The organism is Flavisolibacter tropicus (assembly GCF_001644645.1).
Taxonomy (GTDB): domain Bacteria; phylum Bacteroidota; class Bacteroidia; order Chitinophagales; family Chitinophagaceae; genus Flavisolibacter; species Flavisolibacter tropicus.
The window spans coordinates 2183339-2204655 of record NZ_CP011390.1 but is presented as its reverse complement, the minus strand read 5'-3'; the positions used below and the strand labels follow the sequence as shown (position 1 = coordinate 2204655).

Below are 21317 nucleotides of genomic sequence, written 5' to 3'. Positions count from 1 at the left end.
CATGTCAGGAACTACACAACATAAACCGGGAACATTGGTTCATTACCGCCAGCGCGATTGGATGGTGCTGCCCTCTGAAAACCCAGATTTATTACGCATAAAGCCATTGGGTGGATCAGAAGAAGAGGAGACAGCTGTCTTTCTCCCACTAGCAATTCCATTTGAAAAGATTAGATCGGCTCAATTTCCAGAGCCTGATCCTACACAAGTTGGCTCTTTTGAAACAGCAAGGCTTCTATATGATGCGTTTCGTCTTTCGTTTCGAAATGCATCTGGCCCTTTCCGCTGTATGGGTAAGTTATCTTTCCGTCCAAGAGCTTACCAGTTAGTTCCATTAGTAATGGCTTTAAAGCTAGATGCTGCGCGTTTATTAATAGCAGATGATGTGGGTATCGGTAAAACGGTGGAAGCCCTTATTATTCTGAAAGAGTTAATGGAGCGCGGAGAAGTAAAACGTTTTGCCATTATCTGTCCACCGCATCTATGTGAGCAATGGCAGCAAGAGCTAAAGAATAAACTGGATATTGATGCTGAAATTATCCGCTCCAGTACGGCCGCAAAGCTTGACCGCCAACTGCCGGATGATCAGAGTGTTTTCCATCACGTGCCTTTCCAGGTAGTATCCATAGATTATGTAAAGGCTGATAAGCGTCGAGGGATTTTTATCAATGATTGTCCAGAGTTTATTATCGTAGATGAGGCGCATACCTGTACCTTGCCAGCAGGATCAAAAAGTAAATCACAACAACAACGCTATTCCTTGCTTCATGATCTGGCAAAAGATGGCCAGCGTCAAATTGTTTTACTAACGGCTACGCCACACAGTGGAAAGGATAGTGAGTTTGCCTCTTTACTAGGATTATTAAAGCCAGAGTTTGAGCGCTTAAACTTTGAAAAGATTGATGGTGCAGAAAAGAAAAAATTAGCCCGTCATTTTGTGCAGAGAAAGCGAGATAATATAAAACGCTGGATATATGAAAGTACAGGAGTTGAAGAAAATACAGAGTTTCCAGATAGGGACTCACGAGAGCTAGGGTTCTCGTTAACCAACGAATACCTACTTTTTTACAACAATCTGCTCCATTTCGCAAAAGGAATTTCTACGGCTAGTGAATCAATAAGCACGCATACACAATTGTTGCGTTCATGGGCAGCCATTTCGTTGATCAAAGGCGCCATGTCTAGTCCAGCTATGGCCATGGAGATGCTTACTCGAAGAAAAGAGAAAATAGAAAGTGCAGAAATAGATGTAAATGGTGATAGTGAAATTGAAAATACCTTGTTTGAGGAACTGGATCAAGTGTCGGATGTGCCACGCCAGGATTTAATTGAAAGCCTGGAATTTGCCCGGAATGAGTTAAGAGATCTGGAACAACTGCATGATGAAGCACAATCTATTCTAAAAAATAACGCTGATCAAAAGATTGAAACTACCATCAAGTTGATTAAAGAGTGGATTAAAGAGGGCTTTGCTCCTATCATTTTTTGTCATTATATACCTACTGCTAATTATGTAGCGGAAAGATTAAGAGAAGCCTTGCCAAAAGGTATTCATATAGAGGCCATTACTTCCGATCTGGCCGATGAACAACGGAAGGAGAAGATAGATCTGATGGGGAAAAGTGAGAAGAGGGTATTGGTAGCTACCGACTGTTTGAGTGAAGGTATTAACCTGCAGGAGCATTTCACGGCCGTACTGCATTATGATCTTCCTTGGAATCCAAACCGTATCGAACAACGGGAAGGACGTGTTGACCGCTTCGGACAAGCGGCTCCAACCGTAAAAACCTATTTGCTTTATGGCGAGAACAATGATATGGATATGTTTATCCTGGAAGTACTAATTCGTAAAGTAAGGGATATTCAACGCTCAACCGGAGTCTCTATCAGTATTGGTGAAAACAGTAAGTCCATCATGAGTGAGGCGGCACAACGCTTACTATTTGATGCCAAAAAGGATGCGGTTCAGCAAGAGCTATTTAGAGATACCAACGAGACCATCACTAATGAACTGGAGTTAGCCCGTAAAAAAGGGGAAAACATCCGTAGCATATTTGCTCATGAGTCTATTAATCCAGATGCCATTAAAGCTGATTTAGAAGCAGTGGATGAAGCCATAGGTGATATACAAACGGTTGAGCATTTTGTGTGCAGTGCTGTACAGCAGTTGGGCGGCTCTTGTGAAGAGGATAGTAATGGTGGCTATATCTTCCGCTTACAAAATTTGCCGCCGCATATCAGTCGGTGTTTCAACAATGCAGCTAGCATTAAAGTAAGCTTTGACTCTCCTACTCCAAAAGGTTACACTTACATAGGCCGCAACCATAAGTTTACGGAGCTACTATGTCAGTTTTTAATTGCCTTATCGTTTGAGCCTAGAAGTGAGCATGGCCGAATAGCTAGAGTGTGTGAGGTACAAACCAATACAGTCTCTACTAAGACGGTACTAGTTGTTTTCCGGGTACGAAATGTGATCAAAGAAGTAGCATCCAAAAAGGAAAGCATTGCTGAAGAAATGTATCTATGGGGCTACCGATCTGTAGGTGGTAAAACAGAAACCCTGGACTTTAAAGAAGCAAAAGAACTGCTGCTGCATTCCAAGAGCTTATCCAACTTATCAGTAGAGCGGCAACAAGCCGATATACAAAATGAAATGGCCCGCTTTGAGGACCTGAAGCACCAGTTCTTAGAACTGGCTAGCATACGAGCCGACGAACTCGTAGCAGCGCACAGCCGCTTCAAAGAGTTAATAGGCGGACGACGTTATGAAAAAGCAACGCCCGTACTGCCGCCCGATGTAATAGGTGTGTATATGCTGATGCCAAAACCAAAAGACCTGTAAACCATGAATTATTCTGCTATCAACATACAAGGCAATATCCTCAGTAGCGAGGTGTTGGAAAAGATCCGTACCGAAGATATTCGCTTTCAAAACGCCAAAGACTTTGGCCTTGATCCCCAAGCATCTGTGCGTGATGAGATCAGTTTGGCTTGGTCGCTGGCCCTTTCGCACTGGAAGGCCTTTAAGCAAAAAAGAGATAAACTCTTTACAACGGATACCGGTACAACGGAAACCCGCAACTATTGGATGAAACCCCTGATGGGTATTCTTGGGTATGAATTATCGGCTGCCACTGCGGAAATCATTAATGGAAAAAGCTACGCTATTTCCTTCCGTGCTACTAACCTGGGGAACTATCCCGTACATGTGGTAGGTATCAACCAGTCACTGGATGCCAGGGCAGAGTCTGGCGGGCCCCGCCTTTCTCCGCATGCGCTGGCGCAAGAATACCTTAATAACCAAGAGCACATGTATGCCTTAGTAAGCAATGGTAAGTTTTTGCGTCTGTTGCGCGATGCTACCCGGCTTAGCCGCTTAAGCTATATTGAGTTTAACCTGGAGCAAATGATGGAGGAAAGCCTCTATGCTGAATTTGCTTTGCTATACCGCGTATTGCATGCCAGCCGCATGCCACAAAAGATGGATGCGGGCCCGGATAGTATATTGGAGTTTTACCATCAGGAAGCCTTGGCTTCGGGATCACGTATTAGGGAGCGATTGAGCATAGCGGTAGAAACATCTATAAAAGAACTGGCAAATGGATTCCTGCATCATACTGCTAATGAAAGCCTGCGTACAGCAATAGCCAATCATTTAGATGCTAAAGACTATTACCTATACAACCTGCGTATTATTTACCGGGTGCTCTTTTTAATGGTGATCGAAGAGCGTAAGCTCATTTTTCCGGCAGAGCGTAATGAAAAGCTGGAACAGCAAAGGGCTATTTATTATAACTACTATAGCGTACAGCGCTTAAGCAAGCTAGTGGAAAAAACAGTTTATGTAGATCCTAAGAAAACAGATTTATGGCAGTCGTTGGTAACCTGCTTTGCTTTATTTGAGCACAGTAAGTACAGCGCACAACTTGGCATTGCACCACTTGGCTCGGGATTGTTTGCACCAGATGCGTTAGGTATTATGGGCAAGCAGATGCTGGACAATGAAACGGTACTAAAAGTCCTGCGCAATCTTGTAACCTTTGAAAGTGAAACAGGCCAGCGTGTACGCGTAAACTATGCTGATCTAGATGTAGAAGAGTTTGGTTCGGTATACGAAGGGTTGTTGGAGTATGAACCACAGCTAGTAGATTTAGGAGGAGAGCCACATTTTATATTTAAAGAAGGAAATGAACGTAGCAAAAGCGGTAGCCATTATACACCAGAAGAATTGGTAAAGCCACTAATCCAACACTCGTTGGATCACTTAATTGTAGACAAGTTGAAGGAGAAAGATCCAGAAGCGGCCTTACTCTCTTTGAAGGTTTGCGATGTAGCTTGTGGTAGTGGTCATATTTTGCTTTCTGCTGCTAGACGCATTGGCTTTGAATTAGCCAAGCTACGCAGTAAGGAAGATCAACCTTCGCCAACAGTATTGAGGCTAGCCATAAGAGATGTGATAAATAACTGTATATATGGGGTTGATCAGAATCCATTGGCAGTAGAGCTATGTAAAGTAGCAATGTGGCTGGAAGCTCATAATCCTGGTGAACCACTTAACTTTTTGGATCATCACATTAAATGTGGGGATGCTATTATAGGTTTAGCGCACAGGGAGGAGCTAGAAAGAGGTATTGCTGATGAGGCCTTTAAAACATTGCCTGGTGATGATAAGGGGATCGCAGCTGCCTATTTGAGACGTAACAAAGCTGAACGCAAACAAAAGGAACAGACAGAGCTAGGTTTTGGTGTAGATGTTAACGCCGAAGTCGAGGCGATCATTGAACAATATAATTTGTTTAAAAAATTACCTGAACGTACACCAGATGAAGTCGCAAACAAAGAAAAACAATATCGAAAGTTTGAGCATGATTATCATAGGATACGATTACGTCAACTAGCAGATGCACAAATAGCACAGTTCTTTATTACTAAAACAGATAGTAATAAACATTATTTAATAACGGATACTGAATATCGCAGCTTCTTACGACAAGTAAACAAACATTTAGGAATATTACAAAGTTCTAAGCTGGCAAAAGCTGAGCAAGTATCTAATGATAAGAGGTTTTTTCATTGGTTTTTAGAGTTCCCGGAAGTATTTGAACAAGGTGGGTTTGATTGCATTTTAGGAAATCCTCCATTTTTAGGTGGCCAGAAGTTGTCTGGAACATTCGGAGATAATTATTTAGAATGTATAAAAAAACAGTTTGAGCCTATTGGTGCGGTTGATTTAGTTACATATTTCTTCAGAAGGATATTCTCAATAATAAATAATAATGGTTTTCAATCGTTGATTTCAACAAATACCATAAGTCAGGGAAAGGCTCGCGAAGATGGTTTAGATATAATTGTAAAAAGTGGAGGTAAAATTAACCATGCTGTTAGAAGTATGAAATGGCCTGGGCAGGCGGCTGTTGAAGTTTCATTGGTCACTATCACTAAAAAATCTTGGAAAGGCGAACTTTTTCTTTCAAGTAGACGAGTAACTACTATTACACCTTATTTAGATGATTCAGAAACAATTGGTAATCCCTTCACCCTAATTAAAAATCAAGGAAAAAGTTTCCAAGGGAGTATAGTTCTTGGGAAAGGGTTTTTATTAGAGCCAGATGAAGCGAGCAATCTTATTAATCAGGATCAGACTAATAAGGAGGTATTAATGCCTTATTTAAGCGGTGAGGATTTGAACAATAGTCCAGATCAAAGCGCGAGTCGATGGGTAATTAATTATTTTGATTGGACGGAAGAAAAAGCTCAAGAATATGAAGCCTGTTATAGTATTGTTGAGAAGTTAGTTAAGCCAGAAAGACAACGCTGGGCAAAAGATAAAGATGGAAATGAAATTGTTGGGGAGTATGCATTGAGGAAGCCCCTTCCTGAAAAATGGTGGATTTATGGTGAGAAAAGACCCGCTCTTTATAGTGCTTTGAAACCAATGCAAAGGGTTTTGGTAGTAGCACAAGTAAGCAAAACTCTTGGATTTGTGTTTGTTCCTACCAATCAAGTCATATCAATGATGTGTATAGCTCTAACTTTTGAGAGCAACTTATGGCTTTCTTATCTGCAGTCAACTATACATAAGGAGTGGGTACATAAATATGCTTCGGCTTTGAAGTCAGATATAAGATATACACCTTCTGATGTATTTGAAACATTCCCGTTCCCTCAAAAAGAACTAATTACAATAGGGGAAGTTTTAGAAAATATTGGGCGACAGTATGATGAACATCGTCGTCAACTTATGTTATCTATGCAATTGGGGCTGACTAAAACTTATAATGCTTTTCATGCACAGGAGGTTCATTATAAGGTCACATCTAATGAATTGAAGTCTTTGACTAAAAAGGATATAGAAAAAAAGTACGGCAAAGAAGTGTGGAATCTTTGGAATCATTTGCACAATTCATTAGGCACTTGCACACTAGAAGAAGCGATCATTAATATAGAAAAACTTCGTGAATTACATGTGCAAATGGACAATTCCGTACTGGATGCCTATGGCTGGAGTGATATACAGCTTCGCCATGACTTCTATGAAGTGGATTATCTACCTGAAAATGATCGCGTTCGCTTTACTATCCACCCTGATGCCCGCAAAGAAGTGTTAAAGCGGTTGCTTGAGCTAAACCATAAAATACATGAAGAGGAAGTAAAGGCAGGGTTATGGGATAAGAAGAAATCAAAAAAGAAGGCGAAAGAAATAGAAGGGCAGGAAGAACTATTTTAAAATTCGTACTTATGAAATATTGGGCTTTTAAAACGACAGACCCTAATATAATTCAAACATTAAACAGTAATAGACCTGAACTTGTTTATTCGTTCTTACAAAAAAGAAACTTCGGTGGTGCTGAAGGCGACCAAGTTGTCTTTTTATTGGATAATAGTAGGTGGAGGTTTTCACATAAGGGAACTATTTCTAAAATCAGAAGATCAAACTCTGAAGGTGTTAGAAACACAAAAATCCTTTTTGAAGTAACTGTTACTGATATCAAAGCATTGTCTGAGCCAAACAGCTTAAAAGATTTTAGTTATACGCTTTTGAAAATTAATAAATGGTTTAATGACCCAATTAAGCACTTTAGAGAGCCATACAGCCACTTACCTGACCATGATTATGAAGCGATAACGAATAGCCAGATCTTCATCTCGCGAACAGCTTTTGGGAAAGTCGTGAATGGCCTGCATTTGGAACATCGAAAGTCTTTTCTTCAGCAGATTATACAAGATAATACTCAGCTATTTAGAAGAGGTAATAATTATATAGAGGCATTTCAGATGCTCAAGGAATATATTGAGGATTATATATATCCTGATATTGAAATGATGCGCGAGATAGGTGACTATTTATTAAGGCTTGATGAAAATAGTGCCCATACTCTGGAGTTCTCTGAGCATGGGAAAAGAGAGAGGAACGATAATATTATGCAACAGGTAAGTATCTGCAATACTTTCTTGGGATCAGAATTTGGCGAAAACTATTTGACAGCGCTATTAAATGAGATACAAACTGTTGCAAGCGATGAGGCATCATTTGGTGCGTCTTTCAATTCAATTCCATTACCCATATCACTAAATTAAATATATGCCGGCCTCTACTAGGACTACTTTGCTTAAAGAAATAGATTCCTTTGCGAAAAGCATTGAAAATGTATCATCATGGAAAGGTTCTAAGAAACCTTTTGGTCATATAGTTAAGACTACAAAGGAAAATTACGTCTATGAGTTTTGGTGTTATTTAAAAATACTTTGCGAAATCAATAATGTTCCAAATCAGAAGGTCCATCTAAGAGGATCTCGGAAGTTCCCGGCGGCACCTTCCTCTAAAAAGAAAAATTGGGCCTATTATGAAATTACGGATAATAAAGGCAAGCCATTATATTTAGTCTGTGCCGGAACTGGCATTAAGCGAAAAGATGCGCCTGACACCATACATCATCCTGACATTTCTTTTCAAAAGCCATCCGCTCCCAAAAATGATGATCCTGCTGGTGATGATGTTGTGTTATTGCTAGACGCAAAATATGTATATCCTAAAAGAAAGAATGGAAAGCCAAAAGAGCCAGGAAAAATTTCGGTATCACAAATAAATGAATTTAGTCACATTGTTGAAGTTTTACTAAGAGCCAGGAAGTCGCAAAATGTAAAGTTGAACTTTGGTTCATTTAAAGACTTGAACGCAAATGCTTTATTGTCAAATGCCTCTGTTTTAGATAAACATAAAGATGCTTGCAAGGTTGATTGTATAAAGCAGGTAGGGGAATTTATTGTTGGTAAAACTTTTAATGTGATACCATAATGCTTTTGGTGCCTGTGCACACTAGGAACAAGGGAAAGGACAATTGATGGTGAACTAATAAGCTTGTTAAACGAGAGTAAAAATGATGGAATATCACTATTTCAGTCAGGGTAGTACTCCTGAAATTCATGCGGCTATTGTAGGCATTTCGCAAAAAGAGTGGATATGTACTCAGTCAAATGAAACCTTATCTGATGCTTATGAAAAGATGGTAGAATATGGCTTTGATATTCTGCCTAAAATAAATAAAGACGGAACCGTAAATACCTTTTATCATACAGAAGAGTGGGGTAAGTATTCTGTTCAGGACATCAAATGGAGCAGAATAAAGCAAGAAGACTGCTTATATTACCTGACGCACATAAAAGATGTAATTAGGCTGATGAGTGACAATGATAGGGACTTTTATTTCCTTACCAATCATTCAACTGTAATTGGACTGATTACCATAGGCAATTTGAACTGTAAGCATGTTGCTATCTATTATTATAATCTTATCTGCTCCTTAGAACGAGAGCTAGGAAAGTTTGTGTGTGATAGCTTGGAGACAAGTCAGATTTTAGATTCATTGGAACTTTGGGGAAAGGAAAAAGATATTCCATCTGCATTGGATTCAGCAAGAAGATTTAAGGAAGATGCCAAAAAGGGCATGGACAGCAGCATTATTGAATACTTGTACTTAAGTGATCTTTTCCTTTTGATATCAGAGCTCCAGTTGTATAAAAAATTAGGCTACAAAACAAAAGAAACATTTGAGAGGAGCTCTGGTAAATTAAAAGCACTTAGAAATGGCATTGCGCATCCAAATAAAAGTTTAGTAAAAAGTCGCGGTGCGTTAAATGACTTATGGAAGGCTACTGTTAAAATAGAGGAACTTGAAAATGCATTAAGGTTCTCATTTGCAAACAATGTTTCATCCTAGATATAAAAAGTAAGTTGTAAAAACATAAATGGGGAGAGCCAATTCGCACAATCTTAAAGAAAACGACTAAATAATTCAAAAGCATCTATCAAAACATAACTGCCATGGAAATCAAAAACATTAAACAGTATCGGAGCTTTTATAAAACAACGCGTCCAGTTTCTACTTCACTGGAAGAAGACTTTATAGGTAACTACTATATTGAAGAAGCCACTAGTGAAAAGAACTTTGGTTGGTTTACCATGTATCATGGGGATAGAGATGGCTTTAGCACTCCTGAAGCAGGTATTAAAAACTTTTTGCAAAGTTTCTTGGATATGGCTAAGGATGGACAAGCTGTTTATGAATTTCTGCAAAATGCTGTAGATGCCGGCAGTACCCATTATACTATGGTTTGGGGCAAAGATGAAATAGATGGTAATTACTATTTGCTTGTTGCTAATAACGGTGAAATGTTTAGCCCGAATAGCATTCGTTCTATACTAAATGTTGGTTCATCTACTAAAAGTGCCGACAGTAGAACCATTGGTAAGTTTGGAATTGGCTTCAAGCTAGCACATAGATTAGTGGGTAAAGACAATGGTCTGCACGAGTTGATCAATGAAAGCTCAGGCCCCTTGTTGTTTAGTTGGAAAAATTATGAGTTAGCAAAGTTGGCAGCGGGCTCTAATCCAATTCCAAAAGAATTGAGCATAGCTAAAAACGAAAAAGGAGAAATTCTTATTAAAGACGAAAATCCCTGGCTTTTTAAGATATTAATCACTTGCTTTCCCTGTTTGCCGGAAAACCCATTAATACAAGACTTACCTAAAATGGTAACTGGCGAAAAAGCGCAACTGTCTCCTTTTAGTAAATCGGAATATGAAGTTTTATCTCGTTGGGTCAAGAACAATAGCCACATTTTAAATAAAGAAGTTTATAATGAGGGGTCTTTATTTTTTATCAAGTTAGGTACTGGTAAGGAAACAGAACTGGCTGAGAAAAATTTAAAAGGGGGAGTAAGGTTTGCTTTAGCCATTCTGAGGGAAACGGCAGATGTAGAGATGAGAAAAGACAAAGTTCTTCGAACTGTACAGTTAAATAACGAAGATCCAATTACTTACCCTGATTTGAAGTTTATAAAGCTTACGGTTGATAAAGAGACGGAAAAAGATACGTATGCATATGTGCGTTTTGGTGTTCAGAATTTTGAAGAACTAACAGAAGAACAAAGGAAAGAAATTAAAGAAGAAGCAAATATTGAAGCGCTGTTTGGATTTAGGAGGCATAATGAAATACATGACTACTTTCAAGGAGCACCTAATTTATACCTCTATTTTCCTTTGTCAGAGGAGGTCCACAATTTTAACTATATACTACATTCTAATGCATTCTATAAAGGCAGCTCTCGTACTTTCCTGCATAAGGGCAGTAGCAAGGAAGACGGTATAAACGAGCGTTTGTTAAAAACTATTGTAGAAAAGATAGATAGTGAACTAAATCGTCTTTCCACTTCTACAATCCCGGATGAAAGAGAATTGTTCCTTGATTTCTATGCTGCGTTGCTAACATCTGGTAGTAGCTTAAACCAGGACAGGAAATGGATCGAAGACCCATATATAAACCAGATAGACAAAGTAATTAAGAAGTATATCCCTATTAAGTCATCAAATGGATCAACTGATTTTGAAATAACTGATAATCCCGAGAGTGTTTTTATAAAGAAAACGAACGTTGATATTGATACTGATGAGTGGGGCTTAAAAGATGTTAATTGGTTTTATTGGGGAGAAGATGCAGAGCCATCAATACGAATTAATGCAGATTTGAAGCTTGGTGTGCAAGGTTTTGCAATTTATAATTTACTTACTTCCAATGACACTATAAGCACTCACTTGAATAATTGGATAGGTAATGATCATGCTAAAGCCAAAGCTATCTTATCGGAAATTAAATTTCTGGATGGCGAGCTAATTAAAGATCAAACGTTCAAAAAAAATCTTTTTGCTACAAAGTTGTTGAAGTTCAATAATGAGGAGATTCTCGCTATAACAGAATTTCAAGAAAAAGAAAAAGATGGGTACTTCATTATCTTTAATAAGCTCAATGATATTCGGGATTTACTACAAAAGCTCGGTTTGTTTTATACGAAAGATAACTTTGATGACTACAATTTCAATCCAAAATATTTCGGTTTTTTCGCTAACGAGTCTCAGGTTAAGAGTTATACGATATTAACAAAGTTGTTCAGTCAAGTAGTCGATGATGATCAGTTGGCAAAGTTGACTATTGGTGAGAAGCATAGAATTTTCGAAGCCTTCAGGACTTTAAATGATTCGCCAGGCGATAGGATGGGAGAACTGAAGTTGTTTAGAAACAACAATAATGTTCATGTACGGTTCAAGAATTTGTATGCCAAGTCTACTGCCCCTTGGTTACAGAAGTTTTGTATCAATAGTTCTGAAGATAATGCTAGTTATAAAAGCTACCTTCTTGACAAGCCAGAGTCGTTATACCAAGGCATTATACTACCATTTTGGGATCAGATAGCTAATTACATAGCTTCTAATCATAAAATGGCCAAAGAAGTTTTAGAATCTATTATTGATGCATATGAGAAAAGTACTTGGCAAGAAAAGTCAAATTTTCTACTTCATAATTCTAAACTGGCAATATTTAACGCTGAGGTCCTTGAATCAGAAAAGATATACTACAATAATGACTTGCTAAATCTTACTGATGAAGATTTTAAAAATATTCAATTATCAGTACTTAAATATTTTGATTGCCATATACCGGATAAGTATGTATTGCCTTATCTGGATAAGTTACCTCTTTCTTATACCCCATATAGCATTCAATTAGATATCGAGGAGACAGTTAGCAGCTTAGAAGAGATAAATGATTTATTGCTGTTCTCTAAAGTTTGTAACCTTGACTTTTTTGCATCTAACCATATTAGTCTTTCTGATGGTAAATACTATGTAAGCTCTTCTGGAAAGGTACAAATAGCTACATCCAAACCAGCAGTAAAAAAATATATTAAAACGTATTATTCTGATGATTTTATACTTATACCTAACAGCTTTGAAAGTTATAAATCGCAAATAGAGTTATCGGGTAGCAAATTAATATCTCATTTGATTGACATTTTTAGTGAGGATGATAATCTAGAGCAAGAGTTGGATTTAGTTGAAATTGTTCTACCGGAGCGCTTTGATGATAAAAAGGAATTGCTTCAGAAACTTACATATACAACTTTAGATGCCAATTGGCAGGAGGTAAGAGAAAATGAGCTGTATATAAAACTTTTAAAAGAAGTTGTAGAGGGTGACATCTCTTCAGAAGAACTGTCTCAAATCCATAATAAAATAGTAATTAATAAAGATGACCAACAAATTATAATAGGAGACATAGATAGTGCTCATGACTCAATAAAAGTGTTTAGAGAGGATAAAGAAATAATATTGTCCCAGTCCCAAATCTTGAATCTTGAAAGTGCTGAGAATATTAAGTTAATTCAAGCTTTTCATGATGAAGCTAAAAAGAGGGATTTAATTAGTCAAACAAGTGCAGATAAGCTTTTCAAGTTGTCTGATGTGGGTATTACTGATGAGCTAGTATCTCGGTTTACTGCTAACTTAAGCGATAATCAATTGGTAAACTCACATCAATTGCTCTTTGTTTTATTGTCTGGTAGATTTGAAAAGGAAAATTTTAAGGATTATAAGCTTAAGTCCCATAATGATGAATGGTATACTATAGAGAAACCAATAATAATTTTTTCAGAAGAAAATCAAAGTTATATACATGGCTCTTACTTACTAAATAGAGAATATAATGATTTGCAATCCTTATTACAGCTTAATGATTTGGAAGTGTTTAATTATGGGGAAGGTGAAGATGATATAATAGCTCCCAGATTTTTATTTGTAAAAGGTTGTAATCCTGAAATTTTAGATAATGAAGCCGAAATAAGCGATAAGCTAAATTATCTATATAAAGGTTGGATCAATCTGTCTCAGCAAGCGAAAGAGTATAAAAGAAATCAGGATTGGGAAGATTATCTGGGGTTATCTCCAAATGAGTATGTGCTAAACGGAATCTGTTTGGAAAGTGAATGCTTGCCCGAGGAGTTCATATTGTGGCATAATAAGGTAAAAAGGAAGGATGATTTTTTTATTGCACTTGGTATTCATGTTAATGACAGCCCTCTTCAAAAGCTGAGAAGATACTTATTAGGTGAAATCAGTGATCTGCCTGATACAGTTAAGGTTGAGGCCTTTAGTAATAAGCTGCTACTGAATTCTTTAAATGGTGCCGCAGGTGCTTTTATACCATTAGCCGGGAAGTACATCGTTTATCAATCGGACAGGGATAAAGATCGTTTGGAATTAATTCAAAAAGTCGTCAATGACTTGGCTTGTTCTGACTTGGGGGAATTTCCTGTAATTGTATATGACACAACTGATACCTTTAGAATATTAGATTCAAGCATAGAGGATATATACACAATAAATGAGGACTTACACGCCAGGTTAACGCTGTATGGTGAAAATAAATTAAATAAAGTTTACCAAAGTTATAGTGTACTCCGCATGTCTTCTTCTGTGGATGAAGCAGTGGTAAATAGTAGTACTGAGCTAGAGTTTGATAGAACATTCATTATAAATGAAACTAGCGAAGAACATGACGAGCCATTTTATCATCAATGGAAAGAAGAAAATGATATTGAACTTCTTAAAGAGAGAGAACTTTTTTATGATGTTTCAATATCCACAGAAGATGATATTATGATTATGGTTGGAAGGGTTGATGAAGGCTCTTTTTATGTTGAAGAAGGTGAAAAGGTTACAACAATTCATTATTTACAAAGCATTTCATTAGAAGACTTAAGAGATCAGTTAGAAGATGACTATGAACATCTTTCGGAGGCTGTAGAAAACTTGATACATAGAAGGAACATAATGTTAGCAAGTTTCTATAATACTTTAAATGCTGCTGGCAAAGGTGAAGTCAATACAGCACATTTGGAAGCCCTGAAGTCTGCTTTTCAAGAAGAGAATCTAAAACAAGAAAGAAAGGAGCTTATTGAAGATATAAAGTCAAATGATGATTATTCTTATGCTTGGTTTGATTCATATTTGAAGTTCTTGTTAACATTTGAAACCAAGCAGGATAATACAAGACAAAAAACAATATCATTTCAAGAGATTAAGCGTTATGCTATCAATGGCGAAATTTCAAACAAATACTTTCTGCTATGTGGTGCAAGCTCTCTAATTCCTGTAAACATTGAAGATTTTGAAGATTTTCGAATTACACTGATCATAAAAAACCGCCAAAACGAAAATGTTTTTGTAGAAGGGGTATCAAAAAAAGGTCAAGATCTTTTAATCTATTGTAGAGAGCCTTTATCTCAATCAACAATAGGTCTTTTCAAAGATGTGATCCAGGTTAAGATTAGTTTCTCTCCTGTTATAGATTTATTGCAAAGATTATATAGTGCATTTAGCAATAGATATTATTTAAATGTTTGGGAGGAAATCAAAGATGTATTACCCGGCTTACATTTTATATATGGCCCTCCTGGAACAGGCAAGACTACATCACTTTGTTGTTCTATAATAGATGGTGTAAGCGAAAAGTATAACGCAAAATATCTATTACTAACACCAACAAATAAGGCTGCAGACGTTTTATGCAAGAAGTTATTATTACCATCTGATAATGATAGAGACATTGTAAGGGGTAAATTAGACAGTTTAGAAAAGGCTGGTAAATCTATATCTATTATTAGGGTTGGTAAGCCGACAGATCCTGAATTAGAAGTTCTGGAAGATGGCGTTTATAGCGACTCAATAGATATGAAGCAGTTGGATTATGCCCATATTATTGCTTCTACTATACATCGAATCCCATACTTTGAAGTAATGGACGATGAAAATGATGAGAGTTATAGACTTTTCGAGTTGAAAGATCATTGGGATTATGTGATTTTTGACGAGTCATCAATGATTAATTTACCATACCTGGTTTTTGCAATCCTTTCTATTCACAATTTTAACCCTAATGCTAAGTTCATTGTGGCAGGTGATCCTAAACAAATTCCACCGGTTGTAGATGTAAATGATAAAGATTTAGAAGAATTGGATTTACAAGACGAGAACGTTTATACTATGATGGGTATAAGCAGCTTTAAAAGCTCTGAGCAGAACCTTCGAAGTGTAGATAGAATCACAAACCTGGAAACGCAATATAGAAGTGTTAAGCAAATTGGTCAGCTCTTTAGTTCATTATCATATGGGGAACAATTAAAGCATGATCGGGAGAATAAGAATAATAAAGCTAAAACCCTTCCATCCAATTTCGCAAAATTGATTAATAAGAACGTAACGTTTATAGATGTCCCTTTAAATGCTGATAATTCTATATTTAAAATAAGTAAGCTTTTATATAGCTCATATCATACCTATAGTGCCATCTTTGTCGCAGAGTTACTAAAGTACCTTGACTCACTGTTAGACGAAAAAGAAAATTGGTCAGTTGGGCTGATTGCTCCTTATAAAGCGCAAGCTGTATTGCTAAACAAGTTAGTTACATCATACGGCTTGTCAGATAAACTAAAAGTATATGCTGATACAGTCCATGGTTTCCAAGGGGATGAATGCGATATTGTGTTCTTTATTTCAAATCCAAATAATTATCACTATACAGGGCATCCTAAGTGCCTTTTATCTAAAGAGTATATATACAATGTTGCAATAAGTAGAGCTAGAGATTATTTGGTCATTTTGCATCCTTTCGAAACAATCAAGGGGAATCATTTTATTCAGTCTATATGCTCTAGCTATCACAAGCACTTTGAAAACCCACTTATTAGAAAGTGTTCAGAGTTCGAAAAGCATATTTTCGGACAAAAAGATTTTATTGAGAAGAATAGTTACATAACTGGGCATGATAACGTGAACGTATTTGGGCAAATTGAAATGAAATACTTTATAAAAGCTAATGAAGGAGCAATTGACATTCAGCTAAGAAAGTTTAATGATTGATGGATGTATGGATATATAGTTCGTGAGGATATTTTGCTTTTACTGAAAAAGAATTATTTTGTAAGCCTGATAGCAAATGAATAAGCCAATAATATATACTGTAGGACATTCAACCCACCAGTTGGATTATTTTGTTTCATTGATTCAAGAATATGGAGTTACCTGTTTAATAGATGTTCGAAGTGTGGCAGCTAGTTCATATAATCCACAGTATAACCAAGAGCCTCTAAAAAATTATTTGAAGAATCATGGAGTAACTTATTTGCACTTTTCAGAGGAATTTGGTGCTAGGTTTACTGATCCAGATCTATTAGATGATGATGGGCAAGTTGACTTTGAAAAAGTGAGAAAATCATGGTCTTTTAAAAATGGAGTTGAAAGACTTTGGCAAGGTGTTGAAAAAGGATTTGTAATTGCCATGATGTGTTCAGAAAGCGAACCATTAGACTGCCATAGGTTTTCAATGGTTTCCTTGGCGTTAGTAAGGGATGGTTTTGACGTAAAACATATCTTGAAAGACAAAAGCCTAAAAAGTCATACCGATCTTGAAAGTATACTTTTAAAAAAGTATGATAAAAAGCTGCCTAAGCCAGATATCTTCAATCCTAATGTTTCTGTTGCAGATCAATTAAAAGAAGCGTATCGATTAAAGAATAAAGAGATCGGCTTTTCGCCCTATTCAAAACAACCGCAACAGGAAAATCATGATTAAGCTTTACACTATTGGATTTACAGAAAAGCCTGCAGAGAAGTTTTTTAACCTGCTAAAAACTGCAGGTGTTAAAAAAATAATTGATACACGCATAAACAATGTTTCCCAATTAGCTGGTTTCGCAAAAGGAAGTGATTTAAGATTCTTTGCAAGGGAAATTGGGAATATGTCCTATGAACATAATATAGACTTTGCACCAACAAAAGAGTTGCTAACCAAATACCGGGATAAAAAAATGTCTTGGGAAGAGTATGAAGTTGGGTATTTAAACCTACTTGATATAAGGCGCGTTGCTCAGAAAACGAACATAGAGAAGCTGCATGAACACTGCTTATTGTGTAGTGAACACACTCCTGAAAAGTGTCATAGAAGATTGTTAGCTGAGTATTTAAAGCATGTGAAGAGTGATATAGAAATTATTCACTTAATCAAATAAATACATGAAGATCGTTTGCTTAGCTAACTCTTTTAGAGTTGGTGGCCGCTGCGTTGGCGGCATTGAATTAGACCAAAACAATAACCCAATCTTCCAAAACGGTCGTCCAAAATGGATAAGGCCGGTTTGCAATACAGAACATGAAGAGGTTCCAACTATATTAGTCTCACACATTAATCTTTTAGATATTATTGAGTTTCAGCCCATTCATGCAAATGGTCATGGACACCAATCTGAGAATGTGCTTTTTCAAACAAACAGCATTAGAGTAGTTGGTCAATTCCCAATTACTAATCTAGATGTACTTACAGATAATAATCGATACCATTTAGTTTTCGGCAATCGCGGAGCTGCTGTGCCAGAGCATCAAGTAAGTGATTTTAACTACTCTTTGATGTTAGTATTATTAAATGAATTCGAGACAAACGAAAGGAATTTTGAAGGACGCCAATATCCACAAGTAAAACTTTCTTTCCGTTATAATGGCACTTTATATAACCTCCCAATCACTGATCCATATTTTCGTCACAACTATGGATTGAATAATGATATTTTATTAGGAAGGCAGAGAGTGTATGTTACTTTATCCCTTGCCGCGCCACATGAAGAATGGTCGTCTAAGCTTGTTGCAGGAATAATCTATGAGCACGCAAATGTTCATAGGTTACATGCAAATGTTCGGGCAATAATTGATGATATTGCTGATGATCTGCCATTCTGATGAAGGAATATCTATACATAATACAAAAAGGGCTACCATCTGTTACGGAGGCTGATCTTTATTTGCCAATCAATGAGACAAACATTGACAGCCTTGATATTGTTGTGATTAGAGTAGCCTTAGAAAAGCACTTTAATCATGTAATTACAGATCCTGTATGGTATCAATTCCAATCTTTATCTGAAGCAATACATTATTTTCATAATAGCAAAAGTGATGAAATAACATCAGCGGCAAGTAAAGACATAGAGCTGACGGATATTGTTGAAGTAAGGATGCCGCAGATGGCAAATAGTGCTTTGTCTGAGAACTGGTTAATGAAGTATTTAGGAGATGTGCACTGGCTTTTACTTTCAAAAGGTTTAGTGCAAAGCTCTTCTCAATTTAAAGATGATCTAGGGAATCGCTTATACGCAACCTTCGTAAGAATTAATTACAGTTTGTCTTCCCTGAAAAAATTCAATGAAAACAATATAATAAACTTCAAGGGAGAGATAAATCGATTTGGCAACGAGACTTATTTAAGTAAAATCTTAGGAGATAGCAACAGTAATAATATAGATGCCACATTAATGACTATTTTCTCGATTAGAGAGAATGGAGGCAATAATGAAATGGTTAAAACAAAACCTGTGCAATGCGTTAACCATATTCCTGAGATATCACACACACCTCCTTTCCTAGATGATTATCGGCTTCTTAAAAAGAGCTTACTGGAAGAGTATGCTTGTGCTTTTGGAACGTTTGATCTGAGTGAAAGATCAATATTTTCTTGCGAATATGACCTAAACCCTTTTTATGACATTAATGGGGTTGGCCTATTATATTTTGCCTCTTATGTAGCAATTGCAGATAAATGCATTTTAAATTATTTCAAACAAGAAAACAATAGTATTAATTTTTGCGATGATTATCATACAGTCTATAGGGATATCTTTTATTTCGCAAATTGCAATTGTAATGATACAATATCATTTACGTTGAACAATTTAGTGATAGAAGAAAAGCTCGTCAAGTATGTTTGTTCATTAAGTCGTAAGAGCGACAATAAGGCTTTAGCCAAAGTGATAGCTGTTAAAGAAAAGACGGGAGCATAAATAATAAATATTAATCTGTACTAATGAAATCATTTAACGTTGTTTATCGCTATGGTAAACTTTATGATCGCGATACAAATAAGCGTATTCTAATATCTGAGGAAGCCGAATTTGGGCTTTTTATTGAGGAATATAAATTACTATCGGTAGACCCTTATAACAAGCCTACTCCTCCTAGAGATGCTGAGCAATTATATAAGGAGATTCAAGAAAAGAAGTATTACAGTTTTAAGAAGATAGCAGAAAGGGGAGATACCTTAGAATTTACTATTAAGGCAGGACGTGCAAAAGGACAAACAAAATATAAAGTCCAGTGCACTTTCACACTTAGACTGCTGGAAGAACTTTACATGTTTAAGAAAGAGAATACAACGGCTTCTGCAGTGGTTTATGGGTGTAATTGCGTGGTTGATGCAGTTCGTGGCGATCAGCTTTCAGGCTTTGAACCAATATATGCTTACTCGCTCAATGATGCTTATATGAAAACATATGATTTTTACTTTGCATTATACGGAAAGCCAACTGCTAATATCTATAATGAATTTGATCTGATAAATGGGATGGGAAGAACTCCTTTAAGACAGCTCAGAACCATTAATAGTCCTGTTTTAACTCTTGGCTAGCAAGGTTTTTACATGTTTTTAGTGTTTTTATTATTTGTGCGATAACTATATCAACAACCGATAGAACAAAAAATATGCTTTTCAATCTATTTAAAGCTATTTCCAAACTACACTTGTTGGTGAATTTTGTTCTAACCCTTCTACTTAACCCAATAATGATATAGAATTACTATAGAAATATTGAGAGATATGACAGTGGGTAGCGCTTTAATGCTAAAACTCAAATACAGTAGTACATAGAATTAAAAGACACACGTGCACTGAGAAATTAAAAAGACATGTGCATAAAAATCGATTACAAATCAAATAGCTAAATAGATGTCAAAGAGGTTTATTTATGAGTGAACAAAAAACACTATTGGGTGGCTATTTCACTATTTGCACCCAAGAACACTATGATAGATGCTTTTTTAAAGTAAAGCGGACAACTTTTCAGTATGAAGGGCAGGTGATTGATCGTTATTACTGCATTGGAAAAGATGTTAGATCATTCGAGAAAGAGAAGTTTTTAGGAGTAAAGCGCCAACATCATAAGCTTTTTACTAATGCTGAGGTTTACATTAAAGGCTGTGAGGCCATAGGAGTCTTAACCGATACAAGGCCAACCCTCTTTTTTGCTGCTGTTAACGTCGCTGAAAATGAATTTCATGCGATGCTGGTTGGTCCAAGCTTACATAAAGTATTGGAGTATCAGCTTCGCCAAGAACGTTTAATTTATGGGAAGAGCCAACTTATAGACTTATTTGACTTTCCAAGGTTTGAAAAAGAGCTAAATGTTTCTGCTTCTGACTTTGATATCTTTTTGGACAAGCAGTTCTCAGATTATTTTATAAGCATTACCATGTGTAATGGGTATGATCTGGACAAAAATCTTTGTCTATACTTTTCAATATGTCAACGTATAGACGAACATCAGATTTATGTACTGTCGATTCAACGGCTGACTAACTTCAACTCCCCTCATGGGCTGAGTTTTGCACACTCCATGTACAGCTTTATTCGCCATTATTATAAAATGTATATAACATCTATTGATAGAGAAGCTATACTGCCTGTCCTATTTGACATTTATGATATTAATGACAAGCCTTCCACCATAGAAGCTGATGATGCCCTGAAAAGGCGCGCCACTAGCTTTAAAGAAAGAGTGGAAGCCTTCCTGAAGAACAAAGCAGAATATAATTATTCGTTGATAACTGAGTTTGTTTTGCGGCAACGGTCTGTAGATAGCAGAGTAGTTAGCAAAGACCACTGGACAAATATCCAAGAAAGTTATCGGCTAAATAACTATTATCTTCAGGTTACTAATCGCTTACGCAAAGTTTTAAAGGATAAAAAGAAGAAAAATAATTACGAAAGGAATGCAATTGATAGTTATAAAAAGATTAAACATCTTCTTGTAGATAAAATAGCGGAAGAGTGAAAATTTTTAAAGTAGTATCAAAGCTTTATTTAGTATTTAAAGAATAGTAAATT

12 protein-coding genes are annotated in these 21317 nt (G+C 36.5%); all 12 read left to right on the top strand.

Annotation, left to right across the window (positions count from 1 at the left end; all coding sequences use genetic code 11):
- Nucleotide 1 precedes the first annotated feature (1 nt).
- The 12 genes from SY85_RS09175 to SY85_RS09120 all read left to right on the top strand — a co-directional run bounded on the left by SY85_RS09175 (nucleotide 2) and on the right by SY85_RS09120 (nucleotide 21264).
- Nucleotides 2-2842, top strand: a complete 2841-nt coding sequence (locus SY85_RS09175) for a helicase-related protein (RefSeq protein ID WP_066403800.1) — start codon at nucleotides 2-4, stop codon at nucleotides 2840-2842.
- A 3-nt stretch (nucleotides 2843-2845) separates the two neighbouring features.
- Complete coding sequence (locus SY85_RS09170) at nucleotides 2846-6727, top strand: Eco57I restriction-modification methylase domain-containing protein (RefSeq protein WP_066403798.1); 3882 nt, start codon at nucleotides 2846-2848, stop codon at nucleotides 6725-6727.
- A gap of 11 nt (nucleotides 6728-6738) precedes the next feature.
- Nucleotides 6739-7578, top strand: coding sequence for a hypothetical protein (locus SY85_RS09165; protein ID WP_066403797.1), 840 nt, complete (start codon nucleotides 6739-6741; stop codon nucleotides 7576-7578).
- Nucleotides 7579-7582: 4 nt separating this feature from the next.
- Nucleotides 7583-8296: a hypothetical protein gene (locus SY85_RS09160; RefSeq protein ID WP_066403796.1), complete on the top strand. Its 714-nt coding sequence runs from the start codon at nucleotides 7583-7585 to the stop codon at nucleotides 8294-8296.
- 82 nt (nucleotides 8297-8378) lie between these two features.
- Nucleotides 8379-9218: a hypothetical protein gene (locus SY85_RS09155; protein WP_066403795.1), complete on the top strand. Its 840-nt coding sequence runs from the start codon at nucleotides 8379-8381 to the stop codon at nucleotides 9216-9218.
- A 104-nt stretch (nucleotides 9219-9322) separates the two neighbouring features.
- Nucleotides 9323-16252, top strand: coding sequence for an AAA domain-containing protein (locus SY85_RS09150; RefSeq protein ID WP_066403794.1), 6930 nt, complete (start codon nucleotides 9323-9325; stop codon nucleotides 16250-16252).
- Between the two features lie 76 nt (nucleotides 16253-16328).
- The gene (locus tag SY85_RS09145; protein WP_066403792.1) at nucleotides 16329-16964 is read left to right on the top strand and encodes a DUF488 domain-containing protein; all 636 of its coding nucleotides are present in this window, start codon (nucleotides 16329-16331) and stop codon (nucleotides 16962-16964) included.
- Complete coding sequence (locus SY85_RS09140; protein WP_066403789.1) at nucleotides 16957-17400, top strand: DUF488 domain-containing protein; 444 nt, start codon at nucleotides 16957-16959, stop codon at nucleotides 17398-17400. Before SY85_RS09145 ends, SY85_RS09140 begins: the two co-directional genes overlap by 8 nt.
- A 4-nt stretch (nucleotides 17401-17404) precedes the next feature.
- Nucleotides 17405-18121, top strand: a complete 717-nt coding sequence (locus SY85_RS09135; RefSeq protein ID WP_066403788.1) for a dual OB domain-containing protein — start codon at nucleotides 17405-17407, stop codon at nucleotides 18119-18121.
- Nucleotides 18121-19218, top strand: coding sequence for a Pnap_2097 family protein (locus tag SY85_RS09130; protein ID WP_066403786.1), 1098 nt, complete (start codon nucleotides 18121-18123; stop codon nucleotides 19216-19218). The genes SY85_RS09135 and SY85_RS09130 overlap by 1 nt, the downstream gene beginning before the upstream one ends.
- A 23-nt stretch (nucleotides 19219-19241) precedes the next feature.
- Nucleotides 19242-19841: a hypothetical protein gene (locus SY85_RS09125; RefSeq protein ID WP_066403784.1), complete on the top strand. Its 600-nt coding sequence runs from the start codon at nucleotides 19242-19244 to the stop codon at nucleotides 19839-19841.
- Nucleotides 19842-20178: 337 nt separating this feature from the next.
- Nucleotides 20179-21264: a hypothetical protein gene (locus tag SY85_RS09120; protein ID WP_066403783.1), complete on the top strand. Its 1086-nt coding sequence runs from the start codon at nucleotides 20179-20181 to the stop codon at nucleotides 21262-21264.
- Nucleotides 21265-21317: the final 53 nt, after the last annotated feature.

Excerpts from the sequence above, each read along its gene's own strand:
- SY85_RS09150 (WP_066403794.1), top strand. The coding sequence starts at position 9,323 with ATGGAAATCAAAAACATTAAACAGTATCGGAGCTTTTATAAAACAACG.
- SY85_RS09170 (WP_066403798.1), top strand. The coding sequence starts at position 2,846 with ATGAATTATTCTGCTATCAACATACAAGGCAATATCCTCAGTAGCGAG.
- SY85_RS09120 (WP_066403783.1), top strand. The coding sequence starts at position 20,179 with ATGAGTGAACAAAAAACACTATTGGGTGGCTATTTCACTATTTGCACC.
- SY85_RS09125 (WP_066403784.1), top strand. The coding sequence starts at position 19,242 with ATGAAATCATTTAACGTTGTTTATCGCTATGGTAAACTTTATGATCGC.
- SY85_RS09155 (WP_066403795.1), top strand. The coding sequence starts at position 8,379 with ATGATGGAATATCACTATTTCAGTCAGGGTAGTACTCCTGAAATTCAT.
- SY85_RS09135 (WP_066403788.1), top strand. The coding sequence starts at position 17,405 with ATGAAGATCGTTTGCTTAGCTAACTCTTTTAGAGTTGGTGGCCGCTGC.
- SY85_RS09160 (WP_066403796.1), top strand. The coding sequence starts at position 7,583 with ATGCCGGCCTCTACTAGGACTACTTTGCTTAAAGAAATAGATTCCTTT.
- SY85_RS09165 (WP_066403797.1), top strand. The coding sequence starts at position 6,739 with ATGAAATATTGGGCTTTTAAAACGACAGACCCTAATATAATTCAAACA.
- SY85_RS09145 (WP_066403792.1), top strand. The coding sequence starts at position 16,329 with ATGAATAAGCCAATAATATATACTGTAGGACATTCAACCCACCAGTTG.
- SY85_RS09130 (WP_066403786.1), top strand. The coding sequence starts at position 18,121 with ATGAAGGAATATCTATACATAATACAAAAAGGGCTACCATCTGTTACG.
- SY85_RS09140 (WP_066403789.1), top strand. The coding sequence starts at position 16,957 with ATGATTAAGCTTTACACTATTGGATTTACAGAAAAGCCTGCAGAGAAG.
- SY85_RS09175 (WP_066403800.1), top strand. The coding sequence starts at position 2 with ATGTCAGGAACTACACAACATAAACCGGGAACATTGGTTCATTACCGC.